Annotated in this window: 21 protein-coding genes and 2 pseudogenes; 18 read left to right on the forward strand and 5 right to left on the reverse strand. The window is 43.5% G+C overall.

Annotated elements, in window-relative coordinates; translation table 11 throughout:
* The 7 genes and pseudogenes from ACZMB2_RS07270 to ACZMB2_RS07300 form a co-directional block, all read left to right on the forward strand.
* A pseudogene (locus ACZMB2_RS07270) lies at nucleotides 1-205 on the forward strand (recombinase family protein); the annotation flags it as partial.
* Nucleotides 206-311: 106 nt separating this feature from the next.
* The gene (locus tag ACZMB2_RS07275) at nucleotides 312-632 is read left to right on the forward strand and encodes an RNA methyltransferase (protein WP_487596197.1); all 321 of its coding nucleotides are present in this window, start codon (nucleotides 312-314) and stop codon (nucleotides 630-632) included.
* Between the two features lie 191 nt (nucleotides 633-823).
* Nucleotides 824-1,534: a lantibiotic protection ABC transporter ATP-binding protein gene (locus tag ACZMB2_RS07280; protein ID WP_487596198.1), complete on the forward strand. Its 711-nt coding sequence runs from the start codon at nucleotides 824-826 to the stop codon at nucleotides 1,532-1,534.
* Nucleotides 1,535-1,584: 50 nt separating this feature from the next.
* Nucleotides 1,585-2,316, forward strand: coding sequence for a lantibiotic immunity ABC transporter MutE/EpiE family permease subunit (locus ACZMB2_RS07285; RefSeq protein ID WP_412657309.1), 732 nt, complete (start codon nucleotides 1,585-1,587; stop codon nucleotides 2,314-2,316).
* Nucleotides 2,317-2,318: 2 nt separating this feature from the next.
* Complete coding sequence (locus ACZMB2_RS07290) at nucleotides 2,319-3,062, forward strand: lantibiotic immunity ABC transporter MutG family permease subunit (protein WP_487596199.1); 744 nt, start codon at nucleotides 2,319-2,321, stop codon at nucleotides 3,060-3,062.
* 40 nt (nucleotides 3,063-3,102) lie between these two features.
* A complete protein-coding gene (locus tag ACZMB2_RS07295; protein WP_262575041.1) occupies nucleotides 3,103-3,765 on the forward strand; it encodes a response regulator transcription factor in 663 nt (220 codons plus the stop codon).
* Entirely contained in the window at nucleotides 3,753-5,153 is a 1,401-nt protein-coding gene (locus ACZMB2_RS07300) for a HAMP domain-containing sensor histidine kinase (protein WP_487596200.1), read from the forward strand. Before ACZMB2_RS07295 ends, ACZMB2_RS07300 begins: the two co-directional genes overlap by 13 nt.
* An 11-nt stretch (nucleotides 5,154-5,164) precedes the next feature.
* Here the strand turns inward: ACZMB2_RS07300 and ACZMB2_RS07305 are convergent, their stop codons facing one another.
* From ACZMB2_RS07305 to ACZMB2_RS07320, 4 genes and pseudogenes are all read right to left on the reverse strand, one after another.
* Nucleotides 5,165-5,977, reverse strand: coding sequence for a helix-turn-helix domain-containing protein (locus ACZMB2_RS07305; RefSeq protein ID WP_487596201.1), 813 nt, complete (start codon nucleotides 5,975-5,977; stop codon nucleotides 5,165-5,167).
* A 234-nt stretch (nucleotides 5,978-6,211) separates the two neighbouring features.
* A complete protein-coding gene (locus tag ACZMB2_RS07310) occupies nucleotides 6,212-6,658 on the reverse strand; it encodes a hypothetical protein (protein ID WP_015516358.1) in 447 nt (148 codons plus the stop codon).
* Nucleotides 6,655-6,858 (reverse strand): helix-turn-helix transcriptional regulator, encoded by a 204-nt coding sequence (locus ACZMB2_RS07315; protein WP_007886509.1) that lies wholly within the window; start codon nucleotides 6,856-6,858, stop codon nucleotides 6,655-6,657. Before ACZMB2_RS07315 ends, ACZMB2_RS07310 begins: the two co-directional genes overlap by 4 nt.
* A 159-nt stretch (nucleotides 6,859-7,017) precedes the next feature.
* Nucleotides 7,018-7,176, reverse strand: a pseudogene (locus ACZMB2_RS07320) (phage portal protein); the annotation flags it as partial.
* 120 nt (nucleotides 7,177-7,296) lie between these two features.
* On the opposite strand from ACZMB2_RS07320, the gene ACZMB2_RS07325 reads away from it, so the two are divergent.
* Both ACZMB2_RS07325 and ACZMB2_RS07330 read left to right on the forward strand, forming a co-directional pair.
* A complete protein-coding gene (locus ACZMB2_RS07325) occupies nucleotides 7,297-7,602 on the forward strand; it encodes a type II toxin-antitoxin system RelB/DinJ family antitoxin (protein WP_009587702.1) in 306 nt (101 codons plus the stop codon).
* Entirely contained in the window at nucleotides 7,599-7,946 is a 348-nt protein-coding gene (locus tag ACZMB2_RS07330; RefSeq protein WP_487596202.1) for a type II toxin-antitoxin system RelE/ParE family toxin, read from the forward strand. Before ACZMB2_RS07325 ends, ACZMB2_RS07330 begins: the two co-directional genes overlap by 4 nt.
* A gap of 74 nt (nucleotides 7,947-8,020) precedes the next feature.
* Here the strand turns inward: ACZMB2_RS07330 and tnpB are convergent, their stop codons facing one another.
* Nucleotides 8,021-8,248 (reverse strand): IS66 family insertion sequence element accessory protein TnpB, encoded by a 228-nt coding sequence (gene tnpB / locus ACZMB2_RS07335; RefSeq protein WP_487596271.1) that lies wholly within the window; start codon nucleotides 8,246-8,248, stop codon nucleotides 8,021-8,023.
* Here tnpB and ACZMB2_RS07340 point away from each other — a divergent pair.
* The 9 genes from ACZMB2_RS07340 to spoVT all read left to right on the forward strand — a co-directional run bounded on the left by ACZMB2_RS07340 (nucleotide 8,183) and on the right by spoVT (nucleotide 19,127).
* The gene (locus ACZMB2_RS07340) at nucleotides 8,183-8,335 is read left to right on the forward strand and encodes a hypothetical protein (RefSeq protein ID WP_487596274.1); all 153 of its coding nucleotides are present in this window, start codon (nucleotides 8,183-8,185) and stop codon (nucleotides 8,333-8,335) included. The genes tnpB and ACZMB2_RS07340 overlap by 66 nt on opposite strands.
* Before the next feature lie 22 nt (nucleotides 8,336-8,357).
* Entirely contained in the window at nucleotides 8,358-9,806 is a 1,449-nt protein-coding gene (locus tag ACZMB2_RS07345; RefSeq protein WP_487596203.1) for a C69 family dipeptidase, read from the forward strand.
* Nucleotides 9,807-9,824: 18 nt separating this feature from the next.
* Nucleotides 9,825-10,757: a GTP-binding protein gene (locus ACZMB2_RS07350; RefSeq protein WP_487596204.1), complete on the forward strand. Its 933-nt coding sequence runs from the start codon at nucleotides 9,825-9,827 to the stop codon at nucleotides 10,755-10,757.
* 24 nt (nucleotides 10,758-10,781) lie between these two features.
* The gene (pth, locus tag ACZMB2_RS07355; protein ID WP_487596205.1) at nucleotides 10,782-11,345 is read left to right on the forward strand and encodes an aminoacyl-tRNA hydrolase; all 564 of its coding nucleotides are present in this window, start codon (nucleotides 10,782-10,784) and stop codon (nucleotides 11,343-11,345) included.
* A 13-nt stretch (nucleotides 11,346-11,358) separates the two neighbouring features.
* Complete coding sequence (gene mfd / locus ACZMB2_RS07360; protein ID WP_487596206.1) at nucleotides 11,359-14,727, forward strand: transcription-repair coupling factor; 3,369 nt, start codon at nucleotides 11,359-11,361, stop codon at nucleotides 14,725-14,727.
* Nucleotides 14,724-15,737, forward strand: coding sequence for a SurA N-terminal domain-containing protein (locus ACZMB2_RS07365; protein WP_487596207.1), 1,014 nt, complete (start codon nucleotides 14,724-14,726; stop codon nucleotides 15,735-15,737). The genes mfd and ACZMB2_RS07365 overlap by 4 nt, the downstream gene beginning before the upstream one ends.
* A 54-nt stretch (nucleotides 15,738-15,791) precedes the next feature.
* Entirely contained in the window at nucleotides 15,792-16,904 is a 1,113-nt protein-coding gene (locus ACZMB2_RS07370) for a peptidylprolyl isomerase (protein ID WP_487596208.1), read from the forward strand.
* 28 nt (nucleotides 16,905-16,932) lie between these two features.
* Entirely contained in the window at nucleotides 16,933-18,390 is a 1,458-nt protein-coding gene (locus tag ACZMB2_RS07375) for a nicotinate phosphoribosyltransferase (protein WP_487596209.1), read from the forward strand.
* A 188-nt stretch (nucleotides 18,391-18,578) separates the two neighbouring features.
* Entirely contained in the window at nucleotides 18,579-19,127 is a 549-nt protein-coding gene (gene spoVT / locus ACZMB2_RS07380) for a stage V sporulation protein T (protein WP_487596210.1), read from the forward strand.
* The last annotated feature ends 42 nt before the right edge of the window (nucleotides 19,128-19,169 follow it).

Here is a 19,169-nt window from a genome sequence, read left to right on the forward strand (position 1 = left end):
GCAGAAGCTTAAAGGGGCTGATGTACTTGATGAATTTGACAGAGTAGTATTTGAAAGCATTGTGGAGAAAGTCGTTGTCGGTGATATGGAAGAGGATGGCACAGCTGATCCGTATAAGCTGACATTTGTACTAAAGGGTATGGATGATAGAAGCATACCATATGCCAGAGACCAATATATGAATCTTTGTGAAAAGGCTGTGTAGACAACAAGGAGGAGCTTAAAAATGAGCGATAATCATGACTTGTTGAATGATAATAATATGTGTTCTTTTGAAGAACACGAGGCAGAAAATGTGTGTTCCAACAAAGATGCCGTTGCATGTGGAGACGGTAGTTCTTCTGTCCCAACAAAAACCGGATGATCATATCGAGATTGAGATTAATCTGGATGAGATTGATGCGACAAGTGCTGAGACGAAGGCTACATACAAAGAAATCGAGGAATGGGTGCAGGAGCACTACGGATTCCATGTAACAAACCTGAACATTGCACAGGTGAAACAGAAGTATGGAATTATAGAAAGAGAGAATTACAATAGGCCAAAATCAGAGAATAGTAGACGACCGGGTACAACTCCGGAAAAGGAGAAAGCTATCACAGAAGCACTTAAGTATTTTAAGATGATATGATAAAAAGAGGCATTCTTTTATAGAGTGCCTCTAATTTTTTGCGACAAATTATTTATGGATATATGAAAGCTTTTCTAATAATCTTCATCAAATCTTTATTTTTTCTTTGTAATCTGTTTTCAGATTGAAAAATATCTATGGCAACAAAATAAAAAACAAATTTATATATAGGTAAAGGAAAGGGAAAAATAATGGAAATGATGCTTAAAACTAACGAACTTTGTAAGACATTTAAAGATCAGAAGGCGGTAAATAAAGTATCGCTGAATATACCAAAGGGTTGTGTATATGGCCTCCTTGGACCAAACGGAGCAGGAAAGTCGACAATACTAAAGATGATAACCGGAATCATGAAGCCTACAGATGGTGAGATAATCTATGACGGAAAGCCATGGAGCAGAGCAATTCTTGAAGAGATTGGAGCACTCATCGAAAATCCTCCAATCTATGAAAATCTTACAGCAAGAGAGAATCTTGAAGTAAGAGCTATTCTTCTTGGGGTGGCAAAGAGCCGAATCGATGAAGTTTTAAAAACAGTTTCACTTACAAATACAGGAAAAAAGAAGGCTGGTCAGTTTTCGCTGGGAATGAAGCAAAGACTTGGAATCGCACTTGCACTTCTTGCAAATCCCAAGCTCCTTATTCTGGATGAGCCTACAAACGGACTTGACCCAATCGGAATTGAAGAGCTTAGAGAACTTATAAAAACCTTCCCTGAGCAGGGAATTACCGTGATTTTGTCAAGCCATATTCTCTCAGAGGTTCAAATGTGTGCTGATTATATCGGAATAATCTCAGACGGAGTACTTGGATATGAAGGTAAGCTTCTTCCGGGACAGAATCTTGAAGAGCTCTTTATGGATGTTATTAAGAAAAATCGTAAGCTTCAGAATATCGAATAAAGAACGTAAATTACTAACTATCTGACAGATTAGATGAAAGGACTAAAGCAATGACTAATATAATAAGAGCGGAATTTTTAAAATCAAAGAGAACTATGAGTAGTAAACTCATAGTTGTATTCCCAATAATTACACTTGTAATGGCATTTGTGCTTACGTTAGGAATGACCAATGCCTACGCAGAGAGCGCATGGAACTGGTGGTATGTACTTCTTCTTCCTGGTATGATTGCTATCGTAAGCTACCTTTCTGTAATTAGAGAAAAGAAAAACGGATACTACAATATCAAGACTCTTCCAATGGAAAAAAGAAAACTGATGCTTGGGAAAATTGCTTATCTTGGAATCCTTGTTCTTGTATCAAATGTAGTACTTTTTGCAGGAGCTACCGTGGGGGGAGCTATTTTAACAACAAGTATTCCTGTAATTGGAGCAGCTATAACGGTTGTCGTTCTAACTATCACAGAGCTTTGGCAGATACCACTGTTCTTATTCTTAAGTGAAAAATTTGGAATGGTAGTAGAACTTATGGTTTGTCTGTTTATAAATGTGCTTGGAATTATCGTAGCACCTTCAGAAAAATGGTTTATACTGGTCTCTGCGATATCCATGAGAGTTGTTACGCCGCTTTTGCATGTACTTCCAAATGGATTGAGAGCGCAGGCAGGGGAACCACTTCTTAGTTCCTTCGTAATTCTTCCTGGAATTCTTATTGCACTCGCCCATTTTATGCTTTTAACTTATCTATACCTTAACTGGTTTGAAAAAAGAGAGGTGAAATAATAATGTTTACCAGATGTCTTCGCGCAGATTTTTATAAGATGAAAAGAAGTTCCGTAATAATTGCTCATATTATAATCCCGATTGTGGTAAGTGCAGTGTTTCTTGCTTATTATGCGATTTCCGGATGGAATGAAACAGATAAGATAACTGCTTTTTATGAGACTCTTGGATCTGCATTTCCTGTATTGATTGGAATATTCATTGCTAGTACAATGGAGCAGGAGCAAAATGCCGGGGCATTCCAAAATCTTCTTACTTTAAGAAGTAGGACAGCAGCGCTCTTTTCTAAGGTAGTGACATTACTTGTGTTTGGTCTCTTTGCCTTGTTGTTTACGGCGGTTATATTCGGATTTGGCTTTAACATGATACATGGACATAGTATCGCTTCAATGGGGCTTTTTGTTAGAGCAGTCCTTGTGATGTGGCTTTCCGCAATCCCACTTTATCTGATATTTGAGATTTTTGCATTTGTTTTTGGAAAAGCTTTTGCAATAGGTGCAGGTTTGATTTCGGGACTTATCAGTGCACTTTTCCTTACTGATATTGGAATGTATGTCTGGAAGATTGTACCACTTTCATGGACAGCCAGAATTCCTGAAACATTCCTTGCATACGAGCTTGCGGATAGGGGAGCACTTTCTGAAATAAAGTCGCATGCACCGATTTACCTGGTAGTTGTTGCTGTATGCTTTGCAGGATATTTTGCTTTTGCTACAAACTATGAGGGTAGTAAAATATTTGAATAATCAGCTTCAAATATAATGAAATAGAGGATGAAAAAAGAATATGGCAAACATACTTGCGGTTGACGACGAAAAAGCCATTTTAAACATGATTGAGAGTATTCTTGTTAAAGACTCTCACACCGTTACAAAAATTGATGAACCTACGAAAATTGAGATGGATAAGCTCTCACACTTCGACCTAATATTACTGGACGTGATGATGCCTGGAATTGACGGTTTTGAGCTTTGCTCGAAGATAAGAAATGTGGTTGATTGTCCGATTTTATTTATCACTGCAAAGACGGATGAGGGAAGTCTTGTAAATGGACTTGCCCTTGGTGCAGATGATTATATCTGTAAGCCCTTCGGAGTAATGGAGCTTCGTGCAAGGATTGGAGCACACCTTCGAAGAGAAAAACGTGAGCATGTGGCAAGACTTGCTCTTGGCAGAATATGCTTTATGCTTGAAGCACGAAAGATGATGATTGATGAAAAGGAAATAAGTCTTACAAAGGCAGAGTATGACATATGCGAGTTTTTGGCAAAGAACCGCGGACAGATTTTTTCAAAGGAACAGATATTGGAAAAGGTGTTAGGTTACGACAGTGAGAGTAGCGATAGCACAATCATTACACATATCAAAAATATTAGAACAAAGCTTTCAAGCTTCGAGTATATGCCAATTAAGACAGTTTGGGGGATTGGATATAAATGGGAAGAGTAAAGAGTAAGAATAAAAAAAACAAGAGAGGTACGCTGGGTCTTGGAAGTATGTTCGAGGCCTATATTTTTTTAATGGGATTTGCACTCGTTATATGGGTTATCATTTCTTATTTTGCTTTTAGCGTGCTTATCAATATTGGTGCTATATACCCGGCTAACTACGCGGAATATAGAATAAATGAAGTCTTTGAACAGATTGAAACAGCAAACGAAGTGACAGAGGATATAATTCCTGATGTATGTCATTATGTTGTTTTTTCAGAGGATGGGGAAGTAATCTCTGGCAATCTTGGCGAAAAGGATGTGGAAACAGCACGGAAGGTATTAGCAAATAAGAATTATAGCGATGGCAAATATTATAAAGTTATTCCCCGGACGGATGAATATGTTGTCTTGCAGTATAGACTTAAGCCTCAGTATAAATCTTTGTGGATGAATGAACATATGCCAAACCCGGAAATACTTTTGATGTTGTTCGTTCTTTTCTGCTGTATCGGAATTATGCAGATTTTTGCAAAGAGATTCGGATATAGAATCAGAAAGAAGATGGCTCCCATGAGGGGGGCTTTAGTGCAGATTGGCGACAGAAATTTGGATTTTGAAATCAATTATTCAGGTGTTCGTGAGATTGATGAATGTTTGGTGGCGCTTGATGATATGCGATATGCGCTTAAGACTTCACTTCAGAAGCAGTGGGAGACCGAGCAGGAAAAGAACAGGCAGATGTCAGCGCTTGCCCATGACATCAAGACGCCTCTTACGGTGGTACGTGGCAATTCCGAGCTTTTATTAGAGACAGAGCTTACGGATGAACAGAAGAATTATGCGGACTATATTTCAGGAAGCGTACTTCAGATTCAGAATTATGTGCAGACTCTCATAGAAGTTACGAAGTCTCAGGAGGGGATTTCGCAGGCACCTGTTAACGTGAATGTCTATGATGTTCTGGCTGATATCAAAAAGCAGACCTTGGGACTATCGGAAGTTTATCAGCATCAGATTAACTGGAAGGAAGAATTGGAAAGTGAAAATAGCGACTCTGTTATAAGCGTCGTGTACGATCATGTTGTCAGGGCTGTCATGAATGTTGTGAGAAATGCTGCTGAGCACACGCCCAAGGGCAGTGTGATAAATATTACAGTTACTTACAGCGACGGAGAACTTGCCTTTACCGTTGAGGATTGCGGAAGTGGCTTTACGCCTGAAGGGCTTGCCCATGGCACAGAGCAATTTTTCATGGATGATTCTAGCAGAACCGGCGGCTCTCATTATGGCATAGGATTGTTCTTTGCGAAAAAAGTAGCTGAGGAGCACGGAGGAAAGATTGTTCTTGCTAATTCCAATGAGACTAGTGGAGCCAAGGTTGAGATAAGCTTTACTAGTCAATAGTGTTGATAGCATTACTTTTTCTTCTTGCCACGTCCATTTCCCTTAACTGGTTTGCAGAGGTCTGAGTAGCGTTGCAAAATGTCTGTAAAGGTCTTGAACTCGTATGGATCCATTTTGGTAAAATTGATTTTGAAAAGTTTGCTGTACATAACCATTTGAGCCTGAGTGGCATTGTCTGCAGTTTTTAATTCCTCAAATGAGTCAAGTATATCGTCAACAGGCGTAGTAGCTTCACCGGTTTCTGCGTCTTTGCTATGTGCATCTCTTATATCTTTTGCAATTTTTACTACGTCATTTCCAAGGAGATTGTTAAAGTAGTTGTCTTCAGATATAGTTGCAGCTTCTAAAGTTTTCATGTAATGGTCTTCATCGGAAATGCCTTTATTTTGAAGCCGAACTCTTGTCTGTTCAATCATTTTGTTGATGTTTCGAAATTGCATTCCGGCAAGATTATCAACGTAGATTTCCATGTCCGAAAGAAAATTTATAAAATCCGGGTGCTTAATCATTTCACAAATCAATCTGACATTAAGCTTCCCACTTTTTAGTAAATCTACAGTTTCATCATCCAGTCCAAGTTCATCTATAGGAAATAGATGTTGTTCTCTATTTTCAGTAAGTCCCAGAAGATAGTCTGATGTTACTCCATAAAAATCCGCAAGTGTGATGATGGCCTTGTGAGAGATTTCTTTGTAATCATCTGTTTCATAATTTCCCAGTGATGCTCTGGATATTCCGGTCTGCTCTGACAATTTTTGCAGAGACAGGCCTTTTTCTATTCTTAAATCTTTTAGTTTTTCCTGAATTGATAATTTACACTTCAATGCTTTATTCCCCCCCAGTGCTTTTTCTAAAGTTCTTGTATGTGTAAATCATAACAGAATATTGTGGAGCTGCATGTCGTAGAATTGGATAATTAAAAAGTTTAAAACTGTGTTATAGAAAATAAGCATTAAGCAGCACTCTTATTATTAATTTCAATGTAAAGCGATAAGGGGAAACCTTATCGCTTTATTAAAAGAAGAATGTGGGATTGATAATCATTTAATTTTACATAATTAGATGTCAGTAGAAAGTTTTTTAATTTTTCTTATAGCAATACGATAAGAAATGTAAAAAAATAACAATACTCCAAGGAAATAAACAGTTAGAAATATTAAGGAGACAATAATTCTTTGATTAATCTGTTCAAGATAGAAAACAGTATCAATTTGGAAACTCTCAACAAAAACGATAATAGTATTTAAACTAGAATAGCATAGTGCAAATAGCCAACACCAGAGTGGAAAATGTTGGGTTCCATTAAAAAGAACTCCTTTTATTGACATCCAAATGATTAACACATCAGGCGCTAATGGAATAACCCAACCGTTTAAGCTTGTTTTAAAAAAATAATCTAGTAGATAAGTAAGTTCATTTGCTATAATTATACCCCAAAAAAGTTTAACATAAATTGTGTGCCGAATATTTGTGATCCTTTCATCACAGTGAATGGTGGTTTTCATAAGTTGTCCTCCTCCCAAAATAAATCGTTTAATGTTTTGTTAAGTACTTTACATATCCGAATACAAAGCTGAAGACTGGGATTAAACTTTCCGCCTTCTAGTAAGTTGATAGTAGGGCGTGTAACATTAACTTTGGCAGCCAGTTCTTCTTGAGAAAGATTCATCTCAACGCGCGCTAATTTAAGACGCATATTTTTCATTTATATAACCTCCTTTCTATATGTATTATATGATATATCAAACAAAATGTAAAATATATAATACAAAAAATAATAAATATATAACGTTATGTGAAAAAGATTATTATGTTTTGGTAATAGAACTTTTAAGTATTTGATTCAAGTGTCGGAGTATAATGCAATCCTGACGCAGGCATAGACTGCAGTCATCTGCATGGCGCTTCTTTCATTGACGGCTTTGCCGGAGTTACTTCCACCAAAGAGAAAGCGATAGGCACTGCCATTGGTGCTGTTGGTGGTCTTGTCTTTTGAGTGAAACAGTCCTGATAAAAATCCCATAAATATTCCTTTCTGCCGCAAAGGGCGTATAAAATTCAAAGTTTCGTCATAAAATAATCTATGCAAATGCTTGCGATCGCAAGCAAAAGCGAATATAATAAAGAAAAAGGAGGCGATACTATGGCAAATACATCCGCTGTTTATGCAAGAATAGATACCAATCTCAAGGATAATGCTGAGAGTATTCTTTCTCAGCTTGGCATTTCTCCATCCAGTGCAATTCAGATGCTTTATAGTCAAATTGTACTGAAGAAGGGTATGCCGTTTGAACTGAAACTTCCTTCTTCTAAGCCATTAGCTGTTGGCGCAATGACCAGAGAACAACTTGATGCAGAACTCCAGAAGGGTGTTGATTCCATCAAAGCAGGAAAGGTATATTCTGCGGATGAAGTCGATGCGGCACTTGCAAAGGAGTTTGGCATATGACAGATAGCTATAAAGTCGGCTATTCTGTAGATGCACTTGATGACTTACGTGAAATCTATTCCTACATTGCGAATGAACTCCTTGTTCCGGAGACTGCTTCTGCTCAGCTGAGCCGTATCCGAAAAGAGGTTCGTTCATTGGATTTCATGCCAGCTCGCTATGCGTTAGTTGACTGGGAGCCTTGGCATTCGATGAAAATGCATCAGCTTCCGGTAGACAACTTTATTGTGTATTATCTGGTTGATGACGAGAAAAGGACAGTTACAGTAGTACGAATATTCTACGGTGGTCGAGATATCGACAATATGAATTGGAACCATGGAAAAGTCGAGGGCTACGTGTAGCGCCAGTAGACAATTATCTTGTTCTATATATTCCGGATGATGATACACAAGTGGTACAAAATAATTTGAAAGCATCAATCAGAAATGGTTGGTGCTTTTTTCACTTTATAGGAAAGACCGTCTGCGGCGTTCTCTTGAATTGAAAAATGTCCGTACGGAGACGGGCACGACATCGGCCAGTGGAACTGTTCTGCAGACATGGATCTGAGATCATCGGATGACCGCGGCCATGTGAAATGCTCGGATTCTACACGTTTGTAAAGGAGCAGGAAACCATCGCCTTCCCACAGGAGACCTTTGATCTTCGAGGCAGATCTTCCGCAGAAAACAAATCTGTAGAAAAACAACAGGTGCCGGAAATGGAAAAATGTTGTATGATAGGAGCATAAGAAGAAAAGGAGGGCAGAAACTATGCCTTGTACTACTATATTAATTGGAAAAAATGCCTCTTATGATGGCTCTACCATGATTGCCAGAAATGACGATTCCTGTTCCGGAAGATTTACTCCGAAGAAATTCGTGGTAGTTCATCCAGAGGAGCAGCAGAAACATTATAAATCTGTGATTTCTCATGTGGAGATTCCGCTGCCGGAACATCCTATGCGCTACACTTCCATGCCCAATGCGCTGGAAGGAGAAGGCATCTGGGCAGCCAGCGGTGTCAATGAAGCCCATGTAGGAATGACCGCCACAGAGACCATTACATCCAATCCAAGGGTGCTAGGAGCAGATCCGCTGGTAGAAGGCGGCATCGGTGAGGAAGATATTGTATATCTGGTACTTCCCTACATTCACAGCGCACGGGAAGGTGTGCAGCGTCTGGGAAGTCTGCTGGAGCAGTACGGAACTTATGAAATGAACGGCATTGCGTTCCAGGATCAGGACGAAATCTGGTGGCTGGAGACCATTGGAGGACATCACTGGATTGCGAGAAAAGTGCCGGATGAGGTGTATGTGGTGATGCCGAACCAGCTGGGCATTGATGCTTTCGATCTGGAGGATGCCTTCGGTGCGCAGAAGGAGCATCTGTGTTCCGCAGACATGAGAGAATTTATCCGGAAATACCATCTGGATCTGTCCCAGGATGGCATGCTCAATCCGAGAGACGCCTTTGGAAGCCATGATGATGCAGACCATGTTTACAATACACCCCGTGCCTGGTTCATGGAGCGTTATCTGAATCCGACGACCTGGAACTGGGACGGTCCGGATGCAGAGTATACACCGGTATCTGACGATCTGCCCTGGTGCATGGTGCCGGAGAAGAAAATTACCGTGGAGGACGTAAAATACGTGCTGTCTTCTCATTTTCAGGGAACTCCCTATGATCCCTATGCCCCTTATGGCGACAAAACCATGAAGGGCGCTTACCGTTCTATCGGTATTAACAGGAACGACTTTGTGTCTGTCATTCAGATGCGTCCGGATCAGAAGAAATATCACAGCACCATCGAGTGGGTGGCATTTGCCTCCAATGCATTTAATGTACTGGCACCCTTCTATGCAGATGTGGAGGAGACGCCGGATTATCTGTCCAATACGACGGCAGAGGTTTCCACCGATAACCTTTACTGGTGCAGCCGAATGATTGCGGCCATGGCAGATGCGTCTTACCGCACTTCCATTTTCCATATTGAGCGGTATCAGGAGAACGTCATGGCAAAAGGCCACGCGCTGATCAATGAATATGACGAACTGCTTGAGCAGGAACAGGATCCGGCAAAGCAGATGAAGCTGAAGGCAGAGGCAAATCAGAAGATTGCGGAGATGCTCAAAAAAGAGACAGCGTCCACGCTGAATAAAGTGCTCTATGAACTGAGCAATCAGATGAAGAATGCTTACTCCAGGTCTGATGCATAAGTAGGAAGAGGAACAGCCATGATTAAGATTGATCTGATTACCGGATTCTTAGGAGCCGGTAAGACCACTTTCTTGAAAAAATATGCCCGCTATCTTCTGGATCAGGGCCAGAATATCGGAATTCTGGAAAATGATTTTGGCGCAGTGAATGTGGATATGATGATGTTAAAGGATCTGGAAGGAGACCATTGTGAGCTTGAGATGGTTTCCGGCGGATGTGATGCAGACTGCCACCGGAGGAGATTTAAGACAAAACTCATTGCCATGGGAATGTGCGGTTATGACCGTGTCTTAGTGGAACCGTCCGGCATCTTTGATGTGGACGAGTTCTTTGATGCGCTTCGGGAGGAACCACTGGATCAGTGGTATGAAATCGGCAGCGTCATTGCGGTGGTGGATGCAGGACTGGAATCGGAACTTTCCAGAGACGAGGAATATTTACTGGCATCGGAAGTGGCAGATGCAGGCTGTGTGATCCTGAGCAGAAGCCAGCTGGTATCTGAGACACAGCAGAAAGAGACGGTTGCTCATATCAATCGTTCCATGGAGCTGGTGAAATGCAGCCGTCGGTTTGGGCAGGAGATCATAAGCAAAGACTGGGATCATCTGACAGATGTGGATTTTGAGCAAATTAAAAATTCCGGCTATGTGATGGAGGACTTTGCAAAACTGGGATTTCAGAAGGAAGCAGTATTTTCCTCTCTGAGTTTTTTGAACTTACAGATGGATGAAAAAAAGCTTAAAAAAATCGTGGAGCAGCTATTTGCATCGACAGAAGCGGGAGAAGTTCTTCGAGTAAAAGGATTCTGGCAGCAGGAGGAACAGTGGATGGAGTTAAATGCCACTCCCCGCAGTATGACGGTTGGTCCGGTGACGGCGGGGCAGCAGGTGTTGATCGTCATTGGAGAGGATCTTTCCAGGGATGTGATTTCAGGAATGATCGAAGGATAATAAGGAAAAACTGAGGAGTGAATCATGTATATTATTGCAGGTCTGGGAAATCCAGGCGGAAAATACGAGAAGACCAAACATAATATGGGCTTTCAGGTCATTGATCTGCTGGCCGATAAATATCATATAGAAATGAACCAGAAAAAGCACAAAGCTATCTGCGGAACCGGTATCATTGAGGGGGTGAAGGTGCTTCTTTTAAAGCCCCAGACCTTTATGAACTTGAGCGGGGAGAGCATCCGGGATGCAGTAGATTTTTATAAAATTGACCCGGAGACGGAATTCATTGTTATTTATGATGATATTTCTCTGCCCCCTGGTCATTTGCGGATTCGAAAAAAAGGAAGTGCAGGAGGACACAACGGCATTAAAAATATCATTCAGCATCTGGGGACTCAGGTATTCCCGCGGATCCGTGTGGGTGTGGGAGAGAAGCCGGAAGGATGGGATCTGGCAGACTATGTACTGAGCGGATTTTCGAAGGAAGACGAAGTGCTGGTGAAAGAATCCTGGGAGCGGGCCGTGGAGGCAGCTGCAGTTATGCTGACCGACGGACCGGAGAAAGCAATGAACGATTTTAATAGGTAATTAGGGGGATTTCATGAACACATTTTATGAACCGCTGCTTCAGATGGAAGCCTTCGATCAGATCAGGGAGGCGATGAAGAAAGAGGGAGGGCTGCAGTTGATTACCGGCTGCGTGGATTCCCAGAAAACCCATCTGATGTACGGACTTGGCCGGGATTACCCGGTGAAGCTGATCCTTACCTACAGCGAGTTAAAAGCAAAGGAAATTTTTGAGGAATATCAGACACTGAAAGAAGAGGTCTTTTATTATCCGGCGAAGGATTTCCTTTTCTTTCATGCGGATATTCAGGGAAATGAATTGCTGCGGCAGCGGGTGATGGCAGTGAGCCGCCTGCTGGAAAAAGGTGAGGCGGTCATCGTCACGACCCTGGATGGCTGTATGGATCCGTTGCTTCCACTGGAAAAATTAAGAAGCTTTGTCATGAACATCGGTGTTGGCAGTATACTGGAGACGGAAGCGGTAAAACTGCGTCTGGTTCGTATGGGATATGAACGGGTCGGACAAGTGGAGATGCCGGGACAGTTTGCTATCCGCGGCGGCATCATTGATATTTATCCGTTGACAGAAGAGTACCCGGTTCGCGTGGAGCTGTGGGACGACGAGGTAGATTCTATCCGAAGCTTTGATGCGGAGAGCCAGCGCTCGCTGGAAAATCTGGATGAACTGACTCTCTATCCGGCGGCAGAGCTGAACCCGGAGGAACAACACTGCGAGGGTGTGAGCCTCCTTGATTATGTGAAATTTTTTCCTTCTCTTGTCTTTCTGGATGAGGGAGGCCGCCTGCTGGAGCGGGGCGAAACTGTAGAAAAAGAGTATCTGCAAAATTATGAAAACCGCATGGAAAAAGGCGAGATTCCCAAGAATCAGCCCAAAGAGATCTTCACCTGTGCAGAAATGATTCACCGGCTCAATCATGTGCGGGGAGCAGCATTGGGAACATTGGAAACGCCGGAAAGACGGCTGGAATTTCATAACCGGTTCAGCATGGATACCCGTTCTGTCCAACCCTATAACAATCATTTTGAACTTCTGGTCAAGGACTTAAAACGCTGGAAGAAGGAAAAGTACCGGGTGATTCTGCTCTGTGCATCTAGGACCAGAGGGCGCCGACTGGCAGAAGACCTCTTAAAGGAAGATCTGAATGGATTTTACAGTGAGGATCCGGAGCGGGTAGTACAGCCTGGTGAGATCATGGTAGTCCATGGAAATGTAAAGAGGGGATACGAGTATCCCCTCATTCGGTTTGCCGTGATTTCTGAGACGGATGTCTTTGGTCAGGAAAAGAAAAAAGCCCGAAAAAAACGTCGGGCCTATGAAGGACGGAAGATTGCAAGCTTTACGGATCTTTCTGTTGGTGATTATGTAGTCCATGAAAATCATGGTCTCGGCATTTACCGCGGTATCGAGAAAATCGAGGTTGATCACACGGTAAAGGACTATATGAAAATCGAGTACAGTAAGGGTTCCTTCCTTTATATACTGGCAACCCAGCTGGATGCCATCCAGAAATATAGCAGCTCCGAGGCGAATAAGACACCGAGACTTAATACTCTTGGAGGTGCAGACTGGAAGAAGACCCGGACAAAAGTAAAAGGTGCTGTACAGGAAGTTGCAAAAGATCTGGTGGAACTTTATGCGGCACGTCAGGCAGAGAAGGGTTATGTATACGGTCCGGATACCGTGTGGCAGCGGGAGTTTGAAGAACTGTTCCCTTATGAGGAGACAGAAGATCAGCAGCGTGCCATTCAGGATGCGAAAAATGATATGGAAAGTGAGAAAATCATGGACCGTCTGGTCTGCGGCGACGTAGGCTATGGAAAAACGGAAGTGGCAATTCGTACAGCGTTCAAAGCAGTGCAGGAAAGCCGCCAGGTGGTATATCTGGTGCCAACGACTATTCTGGCCCAACAGCATTATAATACCTTTGTTCAGCGTATGAAGGAATTCCCGGTGCGGGTAGATCTTCTCTGCCGTTTTCGGACTCCAGCCCAACAGAAGAAGACCATAGAGGATTTGAAAAAGGGTCTGGTGGACATTGTCATTGGAACCCACCGGGTGCTTTCCAAAGATGTGGAATACAAGGATCTGGGACTTCTGATTATCGACGAGGAACAGCGATTCGGTGTAGCAGATAAGGAGAAGATCAAGAAGCTTCGTACCAATATCGATGTACTGACCCTGACAGCGACGCCCATTCCCCGCACCCTTCACATGAGCCTTGCGGGAATTCGGGATATGAGTGTGCTGGAAGAACCGCCCATGGACCGTATGCCCATCCAGACCTATGTTTGTGAATATGATGAAGAGATGGTACGGGCAGCCATTCACCGAGAGCTGGCCAGGGAAGGACAGGTATATTATGTCTATAACCGGGTAGAAACAATAGCAGAAACTGCAGCCAGAATCCAGGCGCTGGTACCAGAGGCAAATGTGGCGTTTGCCCACGGCCAGATGAAGGAACATGAGCTGGAGCGGATTATGTATGATTTCATTCAGGGAGAGATTGATGTGTTGGTGGCGACGACCATCATCGAGACCGGGATGGATATTTCCAATGTAAATACCATTATTATCCACGATGCAGATAACATGGGACTTTCTCAGTTGTATCAGCTGAGAGGCCGTGTGGGCCGTTCTAACCGGACAGCCTATGCATTTCTCATGTATAAGAGAGACAAGATGCTCAAAGAGGTGGCAGAAAAGCGTCTTCATGCCATCAGAGAATATTCTGATTTGGGAAGTGGCTTCAAGATTGCCATGCGTGACATGGAGATTCGCGGCGTCGGCACACTTCTGGGTCAGCGGCAGCATGGACACATGCAGGCAGTAGGTTATAATCTATATTGTAAAATGTTAAATGAAGCAGTTCTGAGGTTAAAGGGCAATAAGGCTGTGGATGAGGACGATTTCGAGACGGTAGCGGATATTCAGATCGATGCATTTATTCCTGATTCTTACATTAAAAATGAAGCGCTGAAGCTGGATATTTACCGGCGGATCGCGGCCATTGAAGGGGAAGAAGAAAAGGATGATATGCTGGAAGAGCTGATTGATCGTTTCGGAGAACCGCCGACTGCGGTTATGAATCTTCTGGCGATTACTCTTCTTCGGGGGAGAGCTCACAGCCTTTATATTAAGGAAGTGCAGACCCGCCCTGACCGCGTGACTCTGACCATGTATGAAAAAGCAAAGATCCGTGTGGAACGGATTCCAGAGCTTTTGGAACGTATGGGCGGCAACATGACCTTCCGTAAAACAGACCCGCCCCAGTTTGTCTGCCAGTTAAAAGGCGGCAGACGGAGATTTTCCGGTTCCCTGTTGGAAATCACTGGTGAGGTACTCGCGGAAATGGAACTGCTGAAGGAACAGGAGGCCAAATGAAAAGACTGATTGCAGCATTTATAGGTATGACACTTTTTCTGGGCGGCTGCGGATCGGCATCCGCCACCGAAAATAACGCGGAACAGACGGCATTTACCATCAATGGAGAAGAGATCAGCCTCAGGGAGTGGAATTTTTATATTCGGATGAATCAGATGATCTGGGAAAAGGATGATCTGGAAGAAGCCGGGGATGACATGTGGAGCCAGGAAGTGTCCGATGATGGAACAACCCTGGCAGACAATCTGAAAGAGCAGGTGCTGGATACCATTGTGCAGATTCATCTGATGAACCAACATGCGGAAGAATATGGTGCGGCACTTACCGATGCGGATGAGACGGAGATCCTGGCACGGGCAAAAGATTTCATGGAAAATTATCATGAAAAGCTGTTGGAATTTGCCGGTGCGGACGAGAATTTTGTAAAAGAAAAGCTTGCTGAAACTCGTCTTTCAGAGAAAGTAGCAGAGGTCATTGCAGAGAATTATGAACCAGAATTAAAAGAGGAAGATTATCATCGGGAAGGTATCTGTTATGTATTGATTTCTACTACGGGACTGAGGGATGAGGAGGGAACCGTCACGCCATTTTCAGAGGAGGAGGTAGCAAGACGTACGGCACTGGCTTATTCTTTGGCAGAAGAGTCAAGACAGACAGGGAGCCTGAAAATATCAGCGGAAGCGGAAGGTCTCACACCTATCGAATCCAGTATGGGAAATACCAATGAAGGGGATGGCCAGGAGCCATTGATGCTGGATGCGGCGAGAGCGCTGGAAGTGGGAGAAATCTCTGATCCGGTGGAAACCGAGGAGGGCTGGTTTCTAGTACAGCATACCAGTGATAACGATGCAGACGGTACGGAATACTGGAAGGAGTATCTGACGGAGCAGGAAAAAGAATCCTATTGCAGTGAGATTTATCAGGGATGGAAAGAGAAAGCTTCTATTGAACTTCATCAGGATGTCATGGACACTGTAATTGTGAAGGAAGTATTAAAAGAGTTGCTTTAACACTGGAAAAAGCATATAATCATAGGAAAACACGGATTTAGGAGGATATATAATATGAAAAAGAGAACCGTGTGCCTCATTGCACTGATGTCCGCGATGACCATGGCACTGACCGGTTGCTCCGTCGGAAACAGTGTAGATAATTCCGCAGAGGCAGCAAATGTGGATGGAGTATCCATTCCGCTGGGAGAAGTGAATTTTTATCTTCGCTACCAGCAGACCCAGATGGCTATGTACAGCGGATATTTTGGCGAGGATTTTATGAACAAGGATCTTATGGGAACTGGAAGTATTTATGGTGAGACTGTAAAGGATACCGTAATGCAGACGCTGGAAGAATACTATCTGGTTGAGGCCCATGCAGACGATCTGGGTATTTCCCTTACGGATGAGGACAAGGATGCTGCAGCTACAGCAGCAGATGCTTTTCTGGCAGCTAACGACAGCAAGACACTGGAGGCGATGTCTGCAGACAAAGAAACGGTTGCTCATGTGTTGGAACTGATGGCATTGCAAAATAAAGCATATCAGAATCGTGCGGCAACCATCGACACCAATGTGACGGATGAAGAAGCAGCACAGAAGACAATTACCTACGTACGTGCTTCGACCAACGGAACTGCAGATGAGAATGGAGATACGGTAGATCTGACAGAGGAAGAACTGGCGGCGAAGAAAGAGACTCTGAATCAAATCCGTGACGAGGCAGGCTCAGATGGTGATCTGGATGCGGCAGCTAAAAATCATGATTTAAGTGCCGTCACCACCAGCTACGGTGCAGATGATGAGAATCTGAATGAAGATGTAAAAGCGGCAGCAGAGACATTGTCTGACGGAGAATATGCAGATATCATTGAAGGTGACAATGCTTATTATCTGGTACGTATGGATTCTACCTTCGACAGAGAAGCAACGGACAGTCATAAGCAGGTGATTTTAAGCCAGCGAGAGAAGGATGCGTATACAGCATGGGTGGATTCTCTGAAGGAAGGCGCAACGATAACCACCAATGATAAGGCACTGGAGAAACTGACCTTTGAGCGTGTATTTACGCAGAAGACAGCAGATACTACAGATGCAGCAGAGGAAACCGATGAAAATGCAGATACTACGGACGGTTCTGCAGACGGTGCAGAATCTGAGGAAGCAGAAGAAAACGCACAGTAGAAGGTGCGTGATATAAGGGGAAATTATCATGAGTACAACACAGAATCTGACACTGTTAACTGATCTGTACGAATTGACCATGATGCAGGGATATTTGAAGAATCCGGTACAGGAAACTGTTATTTTTGACGTTTTCTACCGGAACAATCCCTGTGGAAATGGATTCGCCATTGCGGCAGGTCTGGACCAGATGATTGATTATATTAAGAATCTTCGGTTTGAGAAGGATGATCTTGATTATCTGAGGAGCCTGGAAATCTTTGATGATGAATTCTTGTCATATCTGGCAGATTTTCATTTCAGTGGTGATATTTATGCAATTCCGGAAGGAACAGTTGTATTTCCGAGAGAGCCACTGGTGAAAGTCATTGCTCCGATTATGGAAGCACAGCTGGTAGAGACTGCGATCCTGAATATTATCAATCATCAGAGCCTGATCGCCACCAAAGCGGCCAGAGTTGTCAATGCAGCCCGCGGTGACGGAATCATGGAGTTCGGCTTGAGAAGAGCGCAGGGACCGGATGCCGGAACCTATGGTGCAAGAGCAGCTGTTATAGGTGGATGTATTGGAACTTCCAACGTACTGACTGGTAAAATGTTTGACGTACCGGTGCTTGGAACCCATGCACACAGTTGGATTATGAGTTTTCCGGATGAGTATACGGCATTCAAGACTTATGCAGAACTGTATCCCGGTGCATGTACTCTTCTGGTAGACACCTACGATACGCTGAAATCCGGTGTGCCGAATGCGATTCGTGTATTTAAGGAAATGCAGGAAACAGGTAAATTAAGCGGACGTTACGGAATTCGACTGGACAGCGGTGATCTGGCATATCTTTCCAAAGAAGCGCGGAAGATGCTGGATGCAGCCGGATTTGAGGACGCAGTGATTGCAGCTTCCAGTGATCTGGATGAATATCTTATTGACAGCCTGAAGAGTCAGGGGGCAGCGATTACTTCCTGGGGAGTAGGAACGAATCTCATTACCTCCAAAGACTGTCCGGCATTTGGTGGTGTGTACAAGCTGGCCGCTGTGAAGACTGGTGATGGTGAGTTTGTTCCAAAGATCAAATTATCCGAGAATACCGAAAAAATCACCAATCCGGGAAATAAGACTGTATACCGTATTTATGAAAAAACAAACGGTAAACTGAAAGCAGATCTCATTTCCTTGGTGGATGATGTGTTTGATGAGTCAAAAGATCTGGTGCTCTTTGATCCGCAGGCCACCTGGAAGAAGACCCACCTGAAGGGCGGCACATACACCATGAAAGAACTTATGGTGAAAGTGTTTGATAAAGGCGAGTGTATTTATCAGTCTCCGTCTGTGATGGAGATCCGGGAGTTCTGCAAGAAAGAACAGGAGACACTGTGGGACGAGACCAGACGACTGGTAAATCCTCACGAGGTTTATGTGGATCTTTCCGACCGACTGTATGCCATGAAGACAAAACTTCTGAACGAAATGCATCCGGGAGAATAAAACAGCAGATCTATCCTGCCGAAGTGTTATGAGAAAACTGAACAATGAAGACTTACGTTTTCAAAGCCTGCAGGGCATGACAAGATGAAGATCCGGATGCATATAAATCCAGATCTTACAAATACTAGATATAGACAGACTAGGGAAACAAATGATGGACTGAATTTGAAACATTGGAGGAGCATGATATGAAAGCAACTGGAATTGTAAGGCGGATAGATGATCTGGGAAGAGTGGTAGTGCCGAAGGAAATCCGGCGAACTCTCAGAATCCGGGAAGGAGATCCGCTGGAGATCTTTACGGACCGGGAAGGTGAGATCATTCTGAAAAAATATTCTCCGATCGGGGAACTTGGCACATTTGCGCAGCAGTATGCAGACAGTCTGGCACAGACTACGGGATATACCGTTTTTGTGACAGATCGTGACAGCGTGATTGCCTGTGCGGGCGGCAGTAAGAAAGATTATCTGGGAAAAGGAATCAGTCCGGAGCTGGAAGCGGTTATTCAGAACCGCGAAATGGTACAGGCTCTTGCTGGTGAGAAGAACTTTATTCCCATTGTTGCGGACCGGAAGGAAGAAACAGGAGCACAGACGCTGGTTTCTGTTATCTGTGAGGGTGATGCTATAGGATCTGTGATGCTGTATGCAAAAGATGCGAAGGCAAAGATGGGAGAGACGGAACAGAAACTGGCAGCTACAGCAGCTGCATTTCTGGGAAGACAGATGGAACAGTAAAATCAATACAGATGTAAAAGGCTCCGGAGATTTTCCGGAGCC

The sequence above is a fragment of the Hominiventricola sp. genome (assembly GCF_057604405.1).